This is a genomic window from Psychrosphaera sp. HA2-10 (genome assembly GCF_055693745.1).
This window is the reverse complement of the sequence record NZ_CM146341.1, coordinates 770,390-788,635: the sequence shown is the minus strand read 5'-3', so window position 1 is coordinate 788,635 and position 18,246 is coordinate 770,390. Positions and strand designations below refer to the sequence as shown.

Here is an 18,246-nt window from a genome sequence, read left to right as displayed (position 1 = left end):
AAATCCAAATGATATTTAATTTTTATAGCCAGAATCTTGGCACAATAACCCATTGATAACAAGCCGATATGGTAAGGATTCATTCACAGTTTTGTTAATTTTACTTTGCATGCCTATAAATTGAGCATAAAAAAGGGGCAACCGAAGCTTCCCCTTTCATTTAAAACTATTTTTATTTCATAAAGCTAACGTTATACGCGTCGCTTTTTAAACAATTACTTTGCTAGCGACAGCATTAATCTATTTAGACGCTTAACAAATGCACCTGGATCTTTAATTGTGCCTCGTTCAGCCAAAGTAGCTTGGTCAAGTAACACTTCAACCCATTGTTTGTATTGCTCTTCATCTTGTACTTGGTCAACATGCTTCACTAATTCGTGCTCCATGTTAACTTCAAATACAGGCTTAACATCTGGTACTTCTTGACCCATTTGCTTCATCAGCTCAATCATTTGAGGGCTCATGTCGCTGTTACCCGTAACAATACAAGCTGGCGAATCAGTTAGACGGTGAGAAACTTTAACTTCTTTAACTTTTCCGTCTAGCGCTGACTGGAAGCGCTCAATGCTTGATGCAAATGCTTTGTCAGACTCTTCTTGAGCTTTTTTAGATTCCTCATCTTCTAAGTCACCTAAATCTAGATCTCCACGCGTAACAGAAACGAGCTGTTTACCATCAAAGTCAGTTAAATGAGACATTAACCACTCATCGATACGATCAACCATGAGCACAACTTCGATACCTTTCTTACGGAAGATCTCTAATGCAGGGTTATTTGCAGCCGCTTCAAATGTATCCGCAACAAGATAATAAATTTTATCTTGGCCTTCTTTCATGCGCTCAACGTAGTCAGGGAAAGACACAGATTGAGTAGCATCATCATTGTGAGTTGACGCAAATCGTAATAACTTAGCAATTGCTTCTTTATTTGCGAAATCTTCTGCTGGTCCTTCTTTAAGGACTTGGCCAAACTCGTTCCAGAATACTTGATAGTCTTCTTTTTTGTTTTTACCCATTCGTTCTAACATCTTAAGAACGCGTGATGTACATGCTTTACGTAAGGCTTGTGTTATTTTGTTGTCTTGTAAAATTTCACGAGAAACATTTAGTGGCAAATCGTTCGAATCAATTAGGCCCTTAACAAAACGTAAGTACGTTGGCATAAATTGTTCAGCATCATCCATAATGAAAACACGTTGAACGTATAATTTCAGACCGCGTTGTTTATCGCGATTCCAAAGATCAAAAGGTGCTTTTTTAGGAATATACAATAATGAAGTGTACTCATTCGTTCCTTCAACTTTATTGTGTGCCCACGTTAGTGGATCTTCAAAGTCGTGGCTAATGTGCTTATAAAACTCTTTGTAGTCTTTATCTTCAAGCTCTGATTTATCTAATGTCCAAAGCGCGTCCGCTTTATTGATAACTTCCCATTCGCCTGGCGTTGCTGCGATTTTTTCGCCGTCTTCAGCTTCCGATTCTGGTGTACCCTCTTTCCACATTTCGACAGGTGTAGAGATGTGGTCTGAGTACTTTTTAATAATTTGGCGAAGCTTATAATCTTCAGCAAACTCTTTTTCATCTTCTTTTAAGAATAATGTAATTTCTGTGCCACGTGTCGCTTTCTCAATCGTTTCGATTGTATATTCGCCTTCACCTTCACTTGTCCACTCAACGCCATTATCTTTGCTGTCACCGGCCTTGCGAGAGCGAACAGTTACTTTATCGGCAACAATAAATGCCGAGTAAAAGCCAACACCAAACTGACCAATTAGTTGCGAATCACGCGCCTTATCACCCGTTAAGTTTTTGAAGAAATCAGCTGTGCCTGACTTTGCGATTGTACCTAAGTGGTTAGCAGCATCTTCAGCGTTCATACCGATACCATTATCTTCAATCGTTACGGTATTTTTTTCGGCATCAAAACTTACACGAACACGCAGTTGTCCATCATTTTCGTATAAGTCATTGTTAGATAACGCTTCAAAACGAAGCTTATCTGCTGCATCGGCTGCGTTGGAGATAAGTTCACGCAAGAAAATCTCTTTGTTTGAGTACAAAGAGTGGATCATTAATTGTAATAGTTGTTTTACTTCGGTTTGAAAACCGTGAGTTTGTTTACCTTGAGTGGCTGCTTCTGCCATTGTCAGGGTCTCCTTTATGTTTTACGTATTAAGACTTTAATAGTTTGATGACAAGTAAATAGGAGTGCACTGAGGGCTTTTCAAGGTCTGTAAAAGTTTATTCTTGAAAAAAGTGATATTTAATTAAAAAAAAGCGGGTGAGGTTAAAATTTAGAATTGTTTACGGCCCATTAACGCATGGCTCATTGTCGATGTATCGACCATTTCTAATTCACCACCTACTGGAATACCGTGAGCAATACGCGTAATTGAGACATTATTAGACTTGCAGATATCTGCAATGTAATGAGATGTAGCTTCACCTTCTACACTTGGATTTAATGCGAGAATAACTTCTTCTACTGCTGGTTTTGATGGGTCTGTTCCATCACTTGCTAACACTTCCTCTAACTGAGATAAGCCAAGCTCCTGTGGACCAATTCCGTCTATCGGCGATAAACAACCGTGTAACACAAAGTACCGACCTGAATAATGACCGCTTTGTTCAACCGCAGCCAAATCTGATACTGACTCTACAATACATAATAAGGCGTTTTGAGTTCGACGAGTATTAGTGCATATATCACACAGCTCTAACTCTGTGTAATTTCGGCATTGCTGGCACTGACCGATATCTGCCAACCCCTTCGCTAATGTATTAGCTAATTCAGTACCCGCTTGACGCTTATGCTGCAGTAAATGATAAGCCATGCGTTGTGCCGTTTTTGGACCTACGCCTGGTAAACACTGTAATTGCTCAATCATTTTCTGTAATAAACTAGCTTGCACTGAATTAACCTCTTAATTTACATGTAATCTATCTTGTGGCTTAAAATGGCATCTTCATGCCTGGAGGCATGCCCATACCACCGGTCAATTTGCCCATTTGCTCTTTATTCATTTCTTCCACACGACGCACAGCATCGTTAACAGCGGCAGCTAATAAATCTTCAATCATGTCTTTGTCATCTTCCATTAAAGACTCGTCTAACTCAACACGCTTGACGTTATGGCTTCCCAGCATTGTTACTTTAACAAGACCTGCACCAGACTCACCAACAACTTCCATTTTTGCCAAGTCTTCTTGCATCTTTTGCATTTTTTCTTGCATTTGTTGGGCTTGTTTCATGATGTTGCCCATTCCGCCTTTAAACATAATATTTTCCTCTCAATTTTATCCGCTTAGTATGCGGTCTAATTTGTGTAAAACAAGGCTTTGTACCTTGCTATAAAGGTTTAATTGAATTGTCGATTAATTTTGCGCCAAATTCGTTAATCAAAGTGTTCACCATAGGATCTTGATGAATACTATCCTCAGCGCGCTGCTGTCTATTTAAATTAATGTTTTGCTGAATATCAGCTGGGGCTGTTGTTGTAATAGCGCTTTTGTTAATTATAAATTCAGAAGCCGGCGCTAGTTGTGCAACTACAGCTGTTAATTCTTGCTCAGACTTTTCATTTAGTAAGTGAGCGAATTCTTGGCGAACTATCAATTCTATTCGATCACCATCTATATTAACTTCACTATTTAATGCCAGTTGGCGACCTAAGCCTTGTAGATGAGATTGCTCTATCATCGCGGCCCAGCGGTCGACTTCGTGCGCATAACGCACAGATTCACTCTCTACGTCTTGTAAACTGGACTCATCTATTACTTGAATGTGCTCGGCTTCTACCAAATTAGCACTATGTTCCGCATTTTGCTCAGAGCTTAATGTTTCAATTGGCGCATTTGCATTTGCCAAAGTAGCATTTTGTTCGCCTGTTTGATGAAGAACTTCTTCTGTAGCTTGATGTTCGGAATTTGTTATATTTGTCTGTTCAGCTAAATCTGGTTTAGCTTTGTTGACGTTCCCTAAGTCTATGCCTCGACTTGCTAATATAGCGAGAACAGGGTTTTGCTCAGCATCGTCTGGAAATACAGGATTTTCTGAAGCTAGAGTTTGCTCGGAGTATGTACTGGCCTGTGATGAAGTATCCAAATTGAAATCGACAACAGGATCATTGCCAAACGAATCGCTACTTTGATATTGGTACTGTTCGCTGACATCATTTTCATCATACATGACATGACCGTAATCTGGGACAGGTTCAGCAGGTTCAGCAGGTTCAGCAGGTTCAGCAGGTTCAGCAGGTTCAGCAGGTTCAGCAGGTTCAGCAGGTTCAGCAGGTTCAGCAGGTTCAGCAGGTTCAGCAGGTTCAGCAGGTTCAGCAGGTTCAGCAGGTTCAGCAGGTTCAGCAGGTTCAGCAGGTTCAGCAGGTTCAGCAGGTTCAGCAGGTTCAGCAGGTTCAGCAGGTTCAGCAGGTTCAGCAGGTTCAGCAGGTTCAGCAGGTTCAGCAGGTTCAGCAGGTTCAGCAGGTTCAGCAGGTTCAGCAGGTTCAGCAGGTTCAGCAGGTTCAGCAGGTTCAGCAGGTTCAGCAGGTTCAGCAGGTTCAGCAGGTTCAGCAGGTTCACTCTCAAGTTGAACTGACTTATTTGCAACCGCTACTTGCTCTATTTCATGCGAAATCTCAGGAACTTTAACCTTAACTTGGCTCGGCGAAGCTACCTCATTAAGGTTTTTTTTTTCTAGCTCTTGAGGCTGTGCAGGACTGAATGCTAATAACCTTAAACACGCCATTTCCAAAGCTGAAGCTGGGTCTGAGCTATAAGGCAGTTCTTTTTTGCTTTGAATGAGAAGCTGATAGTTTACTTGAATTTGCTGTGCCGATACGGCTAACGCTAAAGACTTTATTAAATCTTCGTTTGTTTCGCTTAATTGGGCAGCACTAGAAAGTAACTGACACATGGCAACTTGGTGAGTCAAGGTGAGAAGATCATCAAATATTTTCTCAAAGTCTGGCTGTTGTTGTCTCAACCTAGAAAATAGATCAACTAGTTGTGCAGAATCCTTGTTTGCTACCAAAGATAGGATTTGCTGACTCCATGTTTGATCTACCGTACCTAACATTTGTTGCACTATAGACAGTGTGACATTTTGTCCTGATTGAGCAATCGCTTGGTCCGTTAGACTCAAACCATCACGCATACTTCCCCTAGCATACTTCGCTAGCAGCACAAGTGCTTCAGGCTCATAAGGGATTTTTTCTGCATTTAATATATAAGTAAGTTGATCGCCAATTTGTTGAATTGATAGGGCTTGTAAGTTGAATTGCAAACACCTAGATAAAATAGTCACCGGTAGCTTTTGCGGATCTGTAGTCGCAAATAAAAACTTCACGTGTTCTGGCGGCTCTTCAAGCGTTTTTAACAACGCGTTAAAGCTATGGCGCGATAACATGTGGACTTCATCAATTAAATAAATCTTATAACGACCACGAGTTGGCGCATACTGAACATTATCTAAAATTTCGCGAGTATCACCAACTTTGGTTCTTGAGGCAGCATCTATCTCGATTAAATCAACAAAACGCCCTGCATCAACATCCAAACAAACAGGACATTGCCCACAAGGCTCTGCAGAAATACCGGCCTCACAATTTAAACTTTTAGCAAATATTCGAGCGATTGTGGTTTTACCAACACCTCTAGTACCAGTAAATAAATAAGCGTGATGTGTGCGTTGTTGGGTTAACCCGTTAATAATTGCTGATTTAACGTGATCTTGACCAACAAGTTCAGAAAACTTAGTGGGCCGCCATTTTCTTGCTAATACTTGATAACTCATGACAGCTCACCCTTCATAAACAATTACTCACCTTCAAATGAAGTTAAGCTATAACAGTCAATACCTAGTTTTGATAGTCGTGATTCACCACCAATGTCGGGTAAATTAACCACAAAACAGGCATCAGAAACACTCGCACCGACTTTTCTTATCAACTTCGTGGTGGCTTCAATTGTTCCACCCGTTGCCAATAAATCATCTACCATCAGAACTTTATCTGTTTCTGTTAGTGCGTCAGTATGAAGCTCTAGAATATCTTCACCATACTCTAACTGATAAGACTGGGAATATACTGCTCTTGGTAACTTGCCTGGCTTTCTTACAGGAATAAACGATACATTAAGCTTATACGCTAAAGGGGCGCCAAAAATAAAGCCTCTTGCTTCTGTTCCAACAATAGCAGTAATGCCAGAATCTTTATAACGCTCATAAAATGCATCAATTGTTGCTGAAAATGCCTCGGCATTCTGCATGAGGGATGTAACATCTCTAAACTGAATACCTGGCTTTGGATAGTCTGGTATTGTTTTAATACTATTTTTAATCAAATCCGACATTTCGGCTCTCTTTGACTTAACTTAAGGCAAGTATGCCAGAAGCCTTTGATATGAAAAATACCTTTCCAAAGATATTTTTCTATTCGATTACAATTACGCCTTTATCGGAAAAATCTTTCAGCGCTGAACGCAAGAAATTTGATATTGTTTCAGGATCAGAATCTTGCTCATTTGATTGAAAATATGAAAGCAAATCGTTAAATGTCGTGTTGTTTCGTTGTTCAATATAATTGAGCAAATAGATTGAAGCGTGATTAGTATGTAAAAAGCACACCTCACCCTGGTGATCCAAATACACAACAAGACAAGTGGCTATTGGTTTAAGTTCAGCGATGCGCTCTGCTTTAATTGTATGAACAGGATAATGATAGGCCAATGCCCATGTTGAGTCCGGAACATTCAAAGTGCTGCGTTCATGCCATTCATCATTTTTTGTAGGAGGTTCTTGCAATGAAACGGTTAATTCAACCCATTCATAGTGAGCTAATTCATGTAAATACGGCGGTACAACCACTCCACTTTCTTTGACATGCTGTCCTGTTAAAAATAGCAAAAACTGCTCGGCAATATCCACAAAGTAAGGCGATGATTTTTCACCATAGATTAAAAATGCACGAATAAGACTATGCCACTGTGCGTCGGTGAATACTGTCTTTAGTACGGGAAATGCATTAGCACAAAAGCCTTCCGCATTGTTAAATACAAGCTCTTGGTAAACTTTTAGACGCCTCGCCTCAAAATGATTAGACTCAGCGGGATTAATAATGGCTTCGGTTAAAGACTTTTGTAATTCACGAAAACCTAACGACTGGCTACTCGCACTTTTAGCAGATTGTGTAAGATTTTTATGATCATTTTTCATACCGAGGATTGTCGCTTACTAAACTTGTTTTGTATTGCACTAATTTGGCCTGTTTCACCTAACATTTCTGATAATTCTGGAATATTAAAATCGCGTTCTAATAACGTAGGAAATACACCGTGACATTGGTAAGCATACTCTAAAAGAGACCAAACTTCGGATTTAACTGCACTACCATGAGTATCTATTTTTAAGTCATCATCCTCATCATAATGCCCAGCAATATGACCACATGAAATGGCAGTTGAGGGCATAGCTTGAATAAACGATTTGGCATCATAATTATGATTAATACTATTTACGTAAACATTATTCACGTCGAGTAACAAATCACACTTCGCCTCCTCTAATACAATTTGCGTAAACTCTATTTCATTTAATTCATTAGATGGCGATAAATAATAGGATACGTTTTCTATTGCTATTTTGCGCTCGAGTATATCTTGGACATGTTGAATTCGTTTTGCTACATAACGTGCAGCATCATACGTAAATGGTATGGGCATTAAGTCATAAACATGACCATTAGACGAGCAGTAACTTAAGTGTTCAGAATAAGATTCAACGTTGTAAGCGTCTAAAAACGATTTTACATTTTTTACAAATTCAATATCTAGTGGATCAGGACTACCTAAGGAAAGTGATAAGCCGTGCGTAGATAAGGGTATATTTTCTGTGAGCTCCTTTAACGGTTTTTGATATAAGCTATTCATTCGCATCCAATTCTCTGGCGCGACTTCAACGTAATCAATATTAGCCGATAAAATTTCTTTATTCATACTAACCATTTCGCGTCGATAACCTAACCCAACTCCCTTAACCATTACTGCCCCTTTAAAATTAAAAAAGCAGCCAGCAATGCTGACTGCAACTTAAGGTCCAACTCAGTTAGAGTGTGCCGCCACATTTACCTTCGCCGCACTTACCTTCTTTGGCCTTATTAGCCTTGTCTTTCATTTTTTCTTTCATTTTGTCAGCGCCACATTTGCCTTCGCCACACTTACCTTCTTTAGCCTTGTTAGCTTTGTCTTTCATTTTTTCTTTCATTTTGTCAGCGCCACATTTGCCTTCGCCGCACTTACCTTCTTTGGCCTTATTAGCCTTGTCTTTCATTTTTTCTTTCATTTTGTCAGCGCCACATTTGCCTTCGCCGCACTTACCTTCTTTAGCCTTATTAGCCTTGTCTTTCGCTTTTTCTTTCATTTTGTCAGCGCCGCATTTACCTTCACCGCACTTACCTTCCATATTTTCTATTTGATAACCAGTTTCAAGTGTTGTTGCTTGAAAAGACATTGATTGAGCAGAAGCGAGTGAAGACGTAGCTAGGGCAGCCAGACCTAATGCTGCCAGTGTTGCTTTTTTATTAGTATTCATATTAATCCCGTTAATTTTATTTAGTTGAAATATTAGATAGTTATTAAAAAGACCGACAAATACCAACTAATATTTCATTATCATCTCTAGTTTTATTTAAATTAAAAAAATAGCAAGTGTTTAATATTGACTATAATTAGGTAACTAGGCATTAGCGAGGTTTTATATGATCTTTAACCATTTAGATACGTCTTTTAGAGATCGTTTATCGGGTTTATATAGTGAGGAATACTTTGTTCAAGTATTCCATCGTGAATGGCATAGGATGTTACGCGAGAAAGATGCTCTGTCAGTATTAATAATTCACCCGCACTTAAATACAAACCGAGAAGACGATAAACTAGCATTTAAACTTGTATCAGAGTCAATTAAACGCAGTACAAAACGATCTACGGATTTAGTGTGTCGTTTTCACTCAAACGAAATTGCAATTGGCTTATTTAATCTTGACGAAAACGGTACTGAAGCCGTGGTAAAACGAATTATCAAAGATATTAACGAAAGCTTAGAGAGTTTTACTTACCCTATAGACTTGTCAATTGGTGCACTGAATCTTTTTCCATCACCCACTATAGATCTAGAAGAGGTATTTCTAAAAACAGAAAAATTAGCTGATGCTGCGGAGCTTGAAGGAAAAAATGCATATAAGCTGGAATACTTAAGCTTACATTAGACGAGCTATGTATTAAGGTTCATGGAACTGTTCGTTAATTAAATGTGCATAACAACGTTGAATAATTTGACATAAAAAAACCGCCAGAAGGCGGTTTTTTTAATAACAATAAAGTTAAAGTTTCACACCATCACGTTCAGCAGAATCTCGTATATACGATTCCCAGCTGGCTGCGGATTTAGCAGTGTTCTTTTCTTTCATTGCTAACTTAATGGCTTTATGAGCAGGCTTCCATTGTCTAAGATAAAAGTTTGCCTCAGCAACTCCCATATAAACAATACCTTTTCTTTTAACGCCTTTCGCTAACGCTGCATCATATGCTTTAATCGCAGATTTAAAGTCTTCTACGGCCATTAACATATTTGCTTGATCTTTAAAATACTCACCGTCATCGCTAAGGTTAGCGGCTTTACCAAAATACTCGGCTGCTTTTCTAAACTCTTTTGCGTTTCTGTAAGTACTAGCAAGAACCGATAACGACTGCTTAGTAGACTCAATTAGACCTTCTTTTACGAACTTTTCTTGAATAAGCGCTGCTTTGTAAGGAATACCATTTGTCGCATATAGCTGTGCTAGTTGCTTGATTTGATTTTCCGTCTCTAAAAAGCCTTGTTTATACGCTAATTCCATAGCTGAAAGTCCACGTTCATAGTCTTCAGTAGCCATGTAAAAAGAACCCAGTTGAACCCACCATCTAGGGTTCTCTGGGAACGCTTTAACCAATTCCTCTACAGCCTTAGTCGCTGACTTCATGTCTTTCAACTCGAAGTATGACGCCATAACTATTATGTATGGATTTTGGTTTGGTTCTTTATACAAAGATATCGCTTTACGAGCTGGTATAATTGCATTTTTGTAATCACCAGATTCATAATAAGCGTTAGCCATACGAAGGTATATTTCAGGGTTTTCATTTAAAGAAAACTCTAAATATTCCTTATAGTTTTTCAACGCTTCGTCAAAATCTCGTTCTTGCAAAGACAAGTGCCCAATTAGTTTAAGCGTGTCAGCGTGGTCATTAAAAGGCAAAACGTCAGCAGCTTTTGCTTTTTGCAAACGCTCAATAGCTATTTTCGTTTTACCTTCGATACCCGCATACATGTTACCAATAAAGCGGTCAACATAAGCTTTATCAAAAGCACCTTTCGGTTCTAGTTCTAACAAAAGTTCTAAAGCTTCATTTATTTTATCTTCAGAATAAAGCTCGAATGCTGTGCCTATTTTTTTACCTACACGCTGACCAAGAACTTGTCCGCCACGTTCTTTCTTACGGCGTTCAACTTCTTCTAACTTATCACTCGGTACTTCGGCGCTTGCAGGAAGCGTTGCAAATATCGATAAAGCAGTTAATGAAACTGTTATAAACTTAACTACAGTTTTCATGTTAGTTGCCTCCGTCTAAGTTGAAGTCTAGTTGAACTTGTAAACCTGTCTGTCTTTGTGGTTTCCCATCAACTACTTTTGGTTTGTATTTCCAACGTTGTAATGCCTTTCTCGCTTCCCTATCGAATACTCTACGAGGCTCTGAATTGATAACTTCAACATTATCAACGCCCCCTAATTCATCGATATCAAATCTAAGCTGAACCCAACCTGATATACCGTCACGCTGTGCTTTAGCAGGAAACTTAGGCTCAATACGAACGATAGGCGTTGCATCACCGTCTCGTATTAAAGCACCAGGACCATTAAGACCTGAGTTTGCACTGCCTACGTCTACCGACGGCATATTAAAGCTAGGGCCTGACGCATTAGAAATTTGCGGTTCAGGATCAGGCTGCTGCGGTTTAGGCGGCTGTTTAGGTGGTGGAGGTGGCGGTGGCGGAACACGATTACGTTTCTGCGCTTTGCTCTCCGGCGGCGTAGTATTTATTTCGACTATGATATTCTCGAATTCATTCTGGTTGGACTTACCTCCACTAGAGATAAGTTCAGCCATGAATACGAACAAGCCGAATGTGATTACTACACCAACTATTATTGATGCAATAAATCTCAACATACTACTTCTTCTCCGCTGCGATTGAAATTTTCTCTATACCAGCAGACTTAATCGCATCCATTACTTTAACAACTACACCATGTTTTGCTTCTTTATCAGCTTGGATAATAACTGTATCCGTTGGCTGTTCAGCAATCATACGCTCAATGTTCGCTGCTACACGTTCTACGTCTACTTGACGTTTATCCATGTGCACTTCACCATTTGGTCTGATTGCAATAAAGATATTCGCTGATGGCTTGTTTGTTGCGTTAGAAGCTTTCGGCTTCAATACATCAATACCTGCCTCTTTTACAAAAGACGTGGTAACAATAAAGAAGATAAGCATGATAAATACGATGTCTAGCATCGGAGTCATATCAATTGCTGCATCGTCGTCATCACGAAAACGTTGTTTACGTGCCATAGTTCAATCTCCTAGTGATGTGGCAAGCTATCTACTAGCTTCTCTTTTGCCACTTTAACTCTTGTTTCAAGCCTTGAGCTGAAAAATATTCCAGATAAAGCTGCAACCATACCCGCCATTGTAGGGATAGTTGCCATGGAAATACCAGCAGCCATTAGGCGTGGATTACCAGTTCCTTGTGATGCCATAGTGTCAAAAACAGTTATCATACCTGTTACCGTACCTAAAAGGCCGATTAGAGGACACATTGCAACAAGAGTTTTAATAATTAACATTCTTGCATTTAATAGTTCGGATGCTTCAGAAACCCAAGCTTCACGGATTCTATGAGCACTCCAAGATGTGGTATCTGCTCGAGCGTCCCAGCTCGCGATAATATTATCGCGAACTTTAGGAAATTCAGCGGTTAAAAACCACCAACGCTCAATCATTAACGCCCACATAATTAGAAGAGCTGCGGCGACAAAGTAAAGTACAAAGCCGCCCGTGCCGATAAAATCCCTGACAGATTCCCATAGGCCTATCAGGTAAATCATCATTACGCTTTCTCCTTCTCAGCATGTGCTGCAATGATGCCTGCGCTTTGCTCATCTAATACATGAACAATTGATTTAGCGCGCGCTGCTACAACACTGTGCACGAAAATTAATGGTAATGCTGCGATGATACCCATAGCTGTTGTAACCAACGCCATAGAGATTGAACCAGCCATTAATTTCGGGTCACCAGTACCAAATAACGTGATTTGTTGGAACGTTTCGATCATACCAACAACCGTACCTAGTAGACCTAGTAGAGGTGCTACTGCAGCAAGGATCTTGATAGTGTTGATACCACTTTCTATGCGAGGAGTTTCACGTAGAATTGCTTCGTCCAACTTCAGTTCTAAATTCTCAACATCAGAGTCTTTGTTTTCTTGGTATATTTTAAGAATACGACCAAGAGCATTGTTGTCTTTTGGTGTTGAAGTATCTTTAAGCTGAGCTTTCATCTTAGAACCTTCACCTAGTGTGATCACTAAGCTACGCAATGCTAGTAAGAAACCAAATGCTAAAACAACCGTAATTACATAACCTGGTGTACCACCTTGGTGATAACGATCTTCAAGTGTTGCTTTCTGAGTGTTTAGACGCAAGATACCACCACGTGAAGGGTCAACGTAAAATGCCACTAATTCACCAGGAGTTGCATTCGCAAGATCTTCTGCAGATGAACGGTAGTGAGATTCAGCAGCTTTACCTAAGTGCTGTACGATTTGTACGTCAGAATTGTAGATAACATAGTCACCAGATTCTGTAACTAAGTTAAATGCACCAACTCGAGTTAGTTTTTCAACAGCAGAACCACCAGCAGTTGCCGATACTTCTTTGTCAAAAGAAACAACTTTTGCAGACTCAGTCATTTCAGTCTGTAAAGCGATCCATAACTCTTCTAATTCACGAGTGGTAGGAAGTTTTTTAGCTTCAGCCAATTCTGTTAATAGCTCTGCACGACCTGGGTACTGAGCAGAAATAATAGAAGCAGAAACTGAACCCATAGTATCACCAGCAGCTTGACGAACTACGCCAAACATTTCACCTAGCGTACCTTTAGCATTTTCTAGTTCTTGAGCACGAACGGCTAGTGTTTTTTCGTTTTGCGCATATTGCTTCTGTAAACGAACACCACGGTCTTTCTCGTCAGCTAGTTCTTTTTTAGCTTTATTTAACAAAGCTTGTTTATCAGCTTTAACTGCATTAAATTCTTGCTCACGCTTTTTGTTTAAAGCGCCTTCAGAAATTCTGTCTTGTTTTACTTGCTTTAACAAGTCATCTAACTTGCCTTCAGCACTTACATTAGCTACGAAGCCAGCTGACGAAACCACAGCCGCTAAAACCAATGAATTAAAAATCTTTTTCATGTGTTATTACTCCGCGGCAAAGATTGGTAATTTGATTAACTCATATGGCGCTTGCTTACGAGCCATACGTATTGTCAATGTCACATCTTTTAGGTACTCATCACCTAGTTTAGTCCAACCGCGAACGCTGTTGTCCCAAACCCAAGCACTTTTAAGATCTTTCGACTGAGCAATCAGTGCAATTCTGCCTACGTGAACGAAGTCAGCTGTAATTTCTTGGCCGCCTAAGTTCTCAGTAGCTTCCCAAGCTTCAACAGCTGTACCGTAATCTTTTTCAATTTGGTAAGCTTCTAATACTTGACGATATTTCTCTGACGTACTTACGTTAGGATTGATCATAGTTGCGCGAAGTTTTTCAACACGTGCTACACGACGATCCAGTTTGATTGGCATATCAGCTTCAACAAACTTTTCTAGCATATCGATCATACGATACATTAAAGGAACAACGTTACGTTTAGTGTTTTCGATCTCGGCGATTTGATCTTCTAAAGACTTGATCTCGTCGTTTTGAGCAGATACCAACTTAGCTACGTGGTCGTTGTAAACTTTGTTAATCTCAGTTTCTGCAACAACATCTCTGTATTCAAACAACAGTTCAGTAGTTTGCTCTTGAATAGCATTAATTTTAGTTTGTGACTTAGCAGCTGCTTTATGAATTTTTTGCTCTGCAGAGTGTAATTGCTCTAGAGGGTCTGCGGCTAAAGTTGGCGCGGTAAAAACTACCGCCCCTACTAGCGCAGAAGCTACTAGACTTAGTTTCATCTTTGACATAGTTCCCAACCAATGTATGTGTTTAAATTATCTATTTAGAGTCTATGCTCTGTATTTGCAGTTTCTACCCGCAAATAATCACTGTCGAGTCTCCCAAACAAACTTCTTAATGTCAAATGACTTAATATAATTAGATTCAATTTGTTATAACACTGACTTAAAAGAACACAGATAACGTTCAAATAGTATGCAAGTTTATTTTTATATTACAAATATGTTTAGCGCTTTAATTAAAAAAGCCTCAATATTGATTGAGGCCTCATAGTAATTCTAATTTGTCATATTAACCGAGTTCTTTAGAAAGGTAGTCATTTAGTAACCTTGTTTCATAGAAAAATCTCGATGAATCAAAACCGCGATTTCTAAACATTGTTACAGTAAGTGCTTTTGCTCCAGACTTTATTTCTTTACCAGAATCATCAACAACTATATACCCAACTGACAGGCCTGGTGGTGTTTCGTCTTTAACAACTCTTCTTAAACTTAACCTTCCGTTACCATTAGCTAATTGCACACTGCCAGCTAGATCAACATCATAAATAGCAATAACTAACTTTTGATTACTAGGCAAGTTTTCCTTCGCAAACTTATTTGCTTCTTCTTGCATCGTTTTAAAAAACGCTTGTTGAACTCTTGCTTCGTCGGATTTCGTATCACCCTTCAGATCCGTGTACTTATCCGCGTTCACCCACTTAATTTCGGCTTCTCCGCTCACCGCACCAAAACTCAGAACTGCCAGACTTAAAACAAGTAATTTTTTATACATTTTTCTTCCTTAGTTTATAACGCATCTATCTTACTGAAATTACGAGAAGTATCTTGCTACCTCTTCAAAAAACTTCCTCTGTACTAATAATTTAATAGCACTCAATTAATTTTATGTCAAAAAAAAAGCTCCCTATGGGAGCTTTTTGTCTTTATTTAGTGTTCATTAGAAACGAACTGATGCACTAAACTGAACGCTACGTGGCGTTTGGAACGAGATAGGTGTTCCGTAACGAGCATCAGGAGAACCGTTAAGTGAAGTTTCACCTTGCTCGATTACACGCGTCGCTGTGTCAGCATTAAACACGTTGAAGATATCAACTGCTAATGTAACGTCAGCTTCACCAACTGTAGTTTCATATGTTGCATTTAAGTCTAACTGGTAAGTAGCGTCTGTACGACCTTGGCTACCACGAGAGTTAAACTCACCGTTTGCTTGGTAGTAAGTTTCGCCGTAACCGATGTCTGCCCATTCAGCTGAACTTGGGTAGCTATAACCAAACTTGTTGATTGGACGACCAGAAGCAGCAGTGAAGTTTGCACCTAAGCGAATTTCTTCAGTTACTTGATACGCACCGTAAACTTTTAATGCATGAGTTCTGTCGTTCGGCAAGTAACCGTACGCGCCATCCATCAACTCAGGGAAATCCCAGTCAGTTGTTAGACCAGCATCGTCTTGACCATTATCTGACTTAACATAACCTTCAGCATTACCTTTAGATTGTGACCAAACGTAAGAAGCGCTTAGAGACCAAACATCATCCCATGCACGATCTAAAGATACTTCAACCGCTTTATAAGTACGTTTTGGCTCTGGGTAACCTAGATCTTCAGCAGAAAGCGTAACTTTCTCTAGAGGACCATCTTCAGTTTTATGTACATAAGTTGTGATATCAGTACCAGGGTTAGTTAGTACATAGATGTTGTGATCGTAGTACCAATCGTTCGCAATAATCGCTTTATCGATTGTAACGTCGTCAATAACTGATGCTAGGTCACGATAAGTACCTTTAACGCTCATTCCCCACTCGTCATTCAGCATAAACTGATAACCTAGGATGAACTCATCTTGGTACATAGGTTCAATAGATTCGTCTAATACTTCTTTAACGTCAGGAACTGTTCCGTCTGAGTATACTTGAGAGTCAAATAATGAACTTTCGCTGTAAATTGGAGTATCGTCTGCATTCAAGCCATCTAAGATATAGTAATCTTCTGTGAATAACTCTGCACCAGCCATACGAATGTTTGTGTTTGCAGCGATTGGTAAGTGGTAACGACCATAGTTAGCAAATAGTTTAGATTCACCGTCACCGTTAACGTCCCATGCCACACCTAAACGAGGTGCAATTTGGTTGTCAACTTTAATAAATGACTCACCTTCAGCATTTTTGTTATCGAACGATTCGCTACGTAGACCAAGTGATGCTGTAATGTTATCCGTAACTGTCCAAGTGTCTTCGATGTAGAATGCATTTGAAACAGTTTCGAACTCACCACCTGATTCGTATACACGAATACGGTTAACTTCGCCACCATCAGGGAATGCACGACCACGATATGTCTCACCTGCGTCTACTGTAATATAACGGTAGTAGATGTGACCAGAGTAGAACGTTTCTGCAATTGACGTGTTTGTTTCATAGTCGAAACCAGCACGGATGCTGTGATCGCCAAGAACATATTCACCATCAACACGGAAAGCTTCACGAGTGTCTTTACCAGATGAAGGTACTGAGTTAGCCCAACAGCCAGATGCTGTAGGATTAGTACGAACGTCGATGATTAATGGACACGTTAAGTCGTTTGGTGACGAATCAGTAAGGTCTGCTTCGTTTTTACCCCATAACGCTGATAATGTGAAATCGTCTGTGATATAACCAGTATATTTTACAGAGATGTTTTTACCACCACGTTCACCTAGCGCATCATCACTGAAACCTTCGCCAGCTGCAATAGCTGCAGTTTCGAAGTCATATCCCACGAAGTTGCTTACTGTTGTACGCTTATCTGAGAATGCTGTTAATTCTAAGATGTGATCGTCTGTTACGTTCCAGTCGATTTTAGTACCCCAGAAGGCATCATCTTGTTTTGTTTTGTAGAAGTCATCACCAGATACGTATTCTTGCTCAAGATTACGTGGGTTATATAGAACATAGAAGAATAATTTATCTTCGATGATCGGACCAGATAGGTAGATGTTTGCATCAAAACGATCTGTTTTATCTTCGTTAGAATAAATAATAGGTTGCGTACGACCTTCACGCGGATCAGCAACGTTTGGCGCTAATTCACGGAACGCATCAGGAGTGAAGTAAACGTTCGCTCCGTATTCCCATTCGTTTGTACCAGATTTAGTTACACCGTTGATTACACCACCAGTAGAACGACCAAACTCAGCAGAATAACCACCAGTTTTAACTTGGAACTCTTTGTAGAATTCGAAAGGAATAGTAGAACCACCTAGACCGTTACGGAAGTTAGTTACGTTTAGACCGTTTACGAAATAAGCGTTCTCTGCAACTGATGCACCACCAAATGATGCTAAGTTACCGAAACGATTATCACCACGAGCGGTACCAGGAGCAAGTAGAGCAACGTCTGTAGAGTTACGAGCCACTGGAATACGAGCTAGTTCAACCGCGCCGATGTTTAACGCAGATTCTGAAGAAGTCGTATCGATAACTGAAATTACGCTACCAGTTACAGAAATACGCTCAACACCTGATGCGAACATTTGGTTTGTTACGTTTGTTTCGCCGATTCTAACAGAAACGCTTTCTACAGTTTCTGTAGAAAAACCGTCTTTAGAAGTAGTCAGAACATATTCACCAACTGGAAGAGCTGGGAAACGGTACTTACCTTCAGAGTCTGCTACTACAGTTCTTGTAAAGCCCGTTTTAGGGTTTTTAATTGTGATAGTTGCACCGGCAATTACTTGTGCATTTGAGTCAACTACTAGGCCTTTTAAAACACCGTCGTTGTTGCCCGCAAGTGCTGCAGATGACATACCTAGCGCTGCAGTAACTGCAATAGCTGCTAAGCTTTTATTCAGTTTAAACATGATTTTCTCCCTGGATCACATTAGTGTGATTCAATTTTTAGTTATAGTAGTTTTAAGCCTACTCAGGCCTTCGGAAAT

General features: G+C 39.8%; 17 protein-coding genes. 1 reads left to right on the top strand and 16 read right to left on the bottom strand.

The genetic code is table 11. The annotated features are described in order from the left end of the window. Window positions 1-215: 215 nt before the first annotated feature. From htpG to ACZ1GV_RS03615, 8 genes are all read right to left on the bottom strand, one after another. Window positions 216-2,144, bottom strand: coding sequence for a molecular chaperone HtpG (gene htpG / locus ACZ1GV_RS03650; protein WP_472675279.1), 1,929 nt, complete (start codon window positions 2,142-2,144; stop codon window positions 216-218). Window positions 2,145-2,294: 150 nt separating this feature from the next. Next, window positions 2,295-2,912 carry a recombination mediator RecR gene (gene recR, locus ACZ1GV_RS03645; protein ID WP_472675278.1) on the bottom strand — a complete coding sequence of 206 codons (618 nt, stop codon included), beginning with the start codon at window positions 2,910-2,912 and terminating at the stop codon, window positions 2,295-2,297. Between the two features lie 40 nt (window positions 2,913-2,952). After that, complete coding sequence (locus tag ACZ1GV_RS03640; protein WP_210559947.1) at window positions 2,953-3,279, bottom strand: YbaB/EbfC family nucleoid-associated protein; 327 nt, start codon at window positions 3,277-3,279, stop codon at window positions 2,953-2,955. Between the two features lie 70 nt (window positions 3,280-3,349). After that, window positions 3,350-5,791, bottom strand: coding sequence for a DNA polymerase III subunit gamma/tau (dnaX, locus tag ACZ1GV_RS03635; RefSeq protein ID WP_472675277.1), 2,442 nt, complete (start codon window positions 5,789-5,791; stop codon window positions 3,350-3,352). Window positions 5,792-5,814: 23 nt separating this feature from the next. Then, window positions 5,815-6,348: an adenine phosphoribosyltransferase gene (apt, locus tag ACZ1GV_RS03630; RefSeq protein ID WP_472675276.1), complete on the bottom strand. Its 534-nt coding sequence runs from the start codon at window positions 6,346-6,348 to the stop codon at window positions 5,815-5,817. Window positions 6,349-6,427: 79 nt separating this feature from the next. Next, window positions 6,428-7,210 (bottom strand): HvfC family RiPP maturation protein, encoded by a 783-nt coding sequence (locus ACZ1GV_RS03625; protein ID WP_472675275.1) that lies wholly within the window; start codon window positions 7,208-7,210, stop codon window positions 6,428-6,430. Then, the gene (locus ACZ1GV_RS03620; RefSeq protein WP_472675274.1) at window positions 7,207-8,034 is read right to left on the bottom strand and encodes an HvfB family MNIO-type RiPP peptide maturase; all 828 of its coding nucleotides are present in this window, start codon (window positions 8,032-8,034) and stop codon (window positions 7,207-7,209) included. Before ACZ1GV_RS03620 ends, ACZ1GV_RS03625 begins: the two co-directional genes overlap by 4 nt. A 64-nt stretch (window positions 8,035-8,098) precedes the next feature. After that, window positions 8,099-8,584: an HvfA family oxazolone/thioamide-modified RiPP metallophore gene (locus ACZ1GV_RS03615; protein WP_472675273.1), complete on the bottom strand. Its 486-nt coding sequence runs from the start codon at window positions 8,582-8,584 to the stop codon at window positions 8,099-8,101. 166 nt (window positions 8,585-8,750) lie between these two features. Here ACZ1GV_RS03615 and ACZ1GV_RS03610 point away from each other — a divergent pair, with 166 nt between their 5' ends. Continuing rightward, complete coding sequence (locus tag ACZ1GV_RS03610; protein ID WP_472675272.1) at window positions 8,751-9,257, top strand: GGDEF domain-containing protein; 507 nt, start codon at window positions 8,751-8,753, stop codon at window positions 9,255-9,257. A gap of 114 nt (window positions 9,258-9,371) precedes the next feature. Here the strand turns inward: ACZ1GV_RS03610 and ACZ1GV_RS03605 are convergent, their stop codons facing one another. The 8 genes from ACZ1GV_RS03605 to ACZ1GV_RS03570 all read right to left on the bottom strand — a co-directional run bounded on the left by ACZ1GV_RS03605 (window position 9,372) and on the right by ACZ1GV_RS03570 (window position 18,168). Continuing rightward, on the bottom strand, window positions 9,372-10,640 hold the full coding sequence (locus ACZ1GV_RS03605; RefSeq protein ID WP_472675271.1) for a tetratricopeptide repeat protein: 1,269 nt from the start codon (window positions 10,638-10,640) through the stop codon (window positions 9,372-9,374). A 1-nt stretch (window position 10,641) separates the two neighbouring features. Beyond that, window positions 10,642-11,259 (bottom strand): TonB family protein, encoded by a 618-nt coding sequence (locus tag ACZ1GV_RS03600; RefSeq protein ID WP_472675270.1) that lies wholly within the window; start codon window positions 11,257-11,259, stop codon window positions 10,642-10,644. 1 nt (window position 11,260) lies between these two features. Continuing rightward, entirely contained in the window at window positions 11,261-11,665 is a 405-nt protein-coding gene (locus tag ACZ1GV_RS03595) for an ExbD/TolR family protein (protein WP_472675269.1), read from the bottom strand. An 11-nt stretch (window positions 11,666-11,676) separates the two neighbouring features. Then, window positions 11,677-12,201: a MotA/TolQ/ExbB proton channel family protein gene (locus ACZ1GV_RS03590; protein ID WP_210562436.1), complete on the bottom strand. Its 525-nt coding sequence runs from the start codon at window positions 12,199-12,201 to the stop codon at window positions 11,677-11,679. Window positions 12,202-12,203: 2 nt separating this feature from the next. Next, window positions 12,204-13,565: a MotA/TolQ/ExbB proton channel family protein gene (locus ACZ1GV_RS03585; protein WP_472675268.1), complete on the bottom strand. Its 1,362-nt coding sequence runs from the start codon at window positions 13,563-13,565 to the stop codon at window positions 12,204-12,206. 6 nt (window positions 13,566-13,571) lie between these two features. After that, window positions 13,572-14,339: a DUF3450 domain-containing protein gene (locus ACZ1GV_RS03580; protein WP_472675267.1), complete on the bottom strand. Its 768-nt coding sequence runs from the start codon at window positions 14,337-14,339 to the stop codon at window positions 13,572-13,574. A gap of 283 nt (window positions 14,340-14,622) precedes the next feature. Then, window positions 14,623-15,105 carry a DUF3016 domain-containing protein gene (locus ACZ1GV_RS03575; protein WP_472675266.1) on the bottom strand — a complete coding sequence of 161 codons (483 nt, stop codon included), beginning with the start codon at window positions 15,103-15,105 and terminating at the stop codon, window positions 14,623-14,625. Between the two features lie 165 nt (window positions 15,106-15,270). Next, window positions 15,271-18,168, bottom strand: coding sequence for a TonB-dependent receptor (locus tag ACZ1GV_RS03570; protein ID WP_472675265.1), 2,898 nt, complete (start codon window positions 18,166-18,168; stop codon window positions 15,271-15,273). Window positions 18,169-18,246 lie beyond the last annotated feature (78 nt).

Bases quoted from the DNA above. Each gene is read 5' to 3' on its own strand.
- ACZ1GV_RS03590 (WP_210562436.1), bottom strand. From the start codon at position 12,201: ATGATTTACCTGATAGGCCTATGGGAATCTGTCAGGGATTTTATCGGC.
- ACZ1GV_RS03615 (WP_472675273.1), bottom strand. From the start codon at position 8,584: ATGAATACTAATAAAAAAGCAACACTGGCAGCATTAGGTCTGGCTGCC.
- ACZ1GV_RS03575 (WP_472675266.1), bottom strand. From the start codon at position 15,105: ATGTATAAAAAATTACTTGTTTTAAGTCTGGCAGTTCTGAGTTTTGGT.
- ACZ1GV_RS03580 (WP_472675267.1), bottom strand. From the start codon at position 14,339: ATGTCAAAGATGAAACTAAGTCTAGTAGCTTCTGCGCTAGTAGGGGCG.
- dnaX (WP_472675277.1), bottom strand. From the start codon at position 5,791: ATGAGTTATCAAGTATTAGCAAGAAAATGGCGGCCCACTAAGTTTTCT.
- ACZ1GV_RS03640 (WP_210559947.1), bottom strand. From the start codon at position 3,279: ATGTTTAAAGGCGGAATGGGCAACATCATGAAACAAGCCCAACAAATG.
- ACZ1GV_RS03610 (WP_472675272.1), top strand. From the start codon at position 8,751: ATGATCTTTAACCATTTAGATACGTCTTTTAGAGATCGTTTATCGGGT.
- ACZ1GV_RS03595 (WP_472675269.1), bottom strand. From the start codon at position 11,665: ATGGCACGTAAACAACGTTTTCGTGATGACGACGATGCAGCAATTGAT.
- ACZ1GV_RS03600 (WP_472675270.1), bottom strand. From the start codon at position 11,259: ATGTTGAGATTTATTGCATCAATAATAGTTGGTGTAGTAATCACATTC.
- ACZ1GV_RS03570 (WP_472675265.1), bottom strand. From the start codon at position 18,168: ATGTTTAAACTGAATAAAAGCTTAGCAGCTATTGCAGTTACTGCAGCG.
- apt (WP_472675276.1), bottom strand. From the start codon at position 6,348: ATGTCGGATTTGATTAAAAATAGTATTAAAACAATACCAGACTATCCA.
- ACZ1GV_RS03605 (WP_472675271.1), bottom strand. From the start codon at position 10,640: ATGAAAACTGTAGTTAAGTTTATAACAGTTTCATTAACTGCTTTATCG.
- htpG (WP_472675279.1), bottom strand. From the start codon at position 2,144: ATGGCAGAAGCAGCCACTCAAGGTAAACAAACTCACGGTTTTCAAACC.
- ACZ1GV_RS03625 (WP_472675275.1), bottom strand. From the start codon at position 7,210: ATGAAAAATGATCATAAAAATCTTACACAATCTGCTAAAAGTGCGAGT.
- ACZ1GV_RS03585 (WP_472675268.1), bottom strand. From the start codon at position 13,565: ATGAAAAAGATTTTTAATTCATTGGTTTTAGCGGCTGTGGTTTCGTCA.
- ACZ1GV_RS03620 (WP_472675274.1), bottom strand. From the start codon at position 8,034: ATGGTTAAGGGAGTTGGGTTAGGTTATCGACGCGAAATGGTTAGTATG.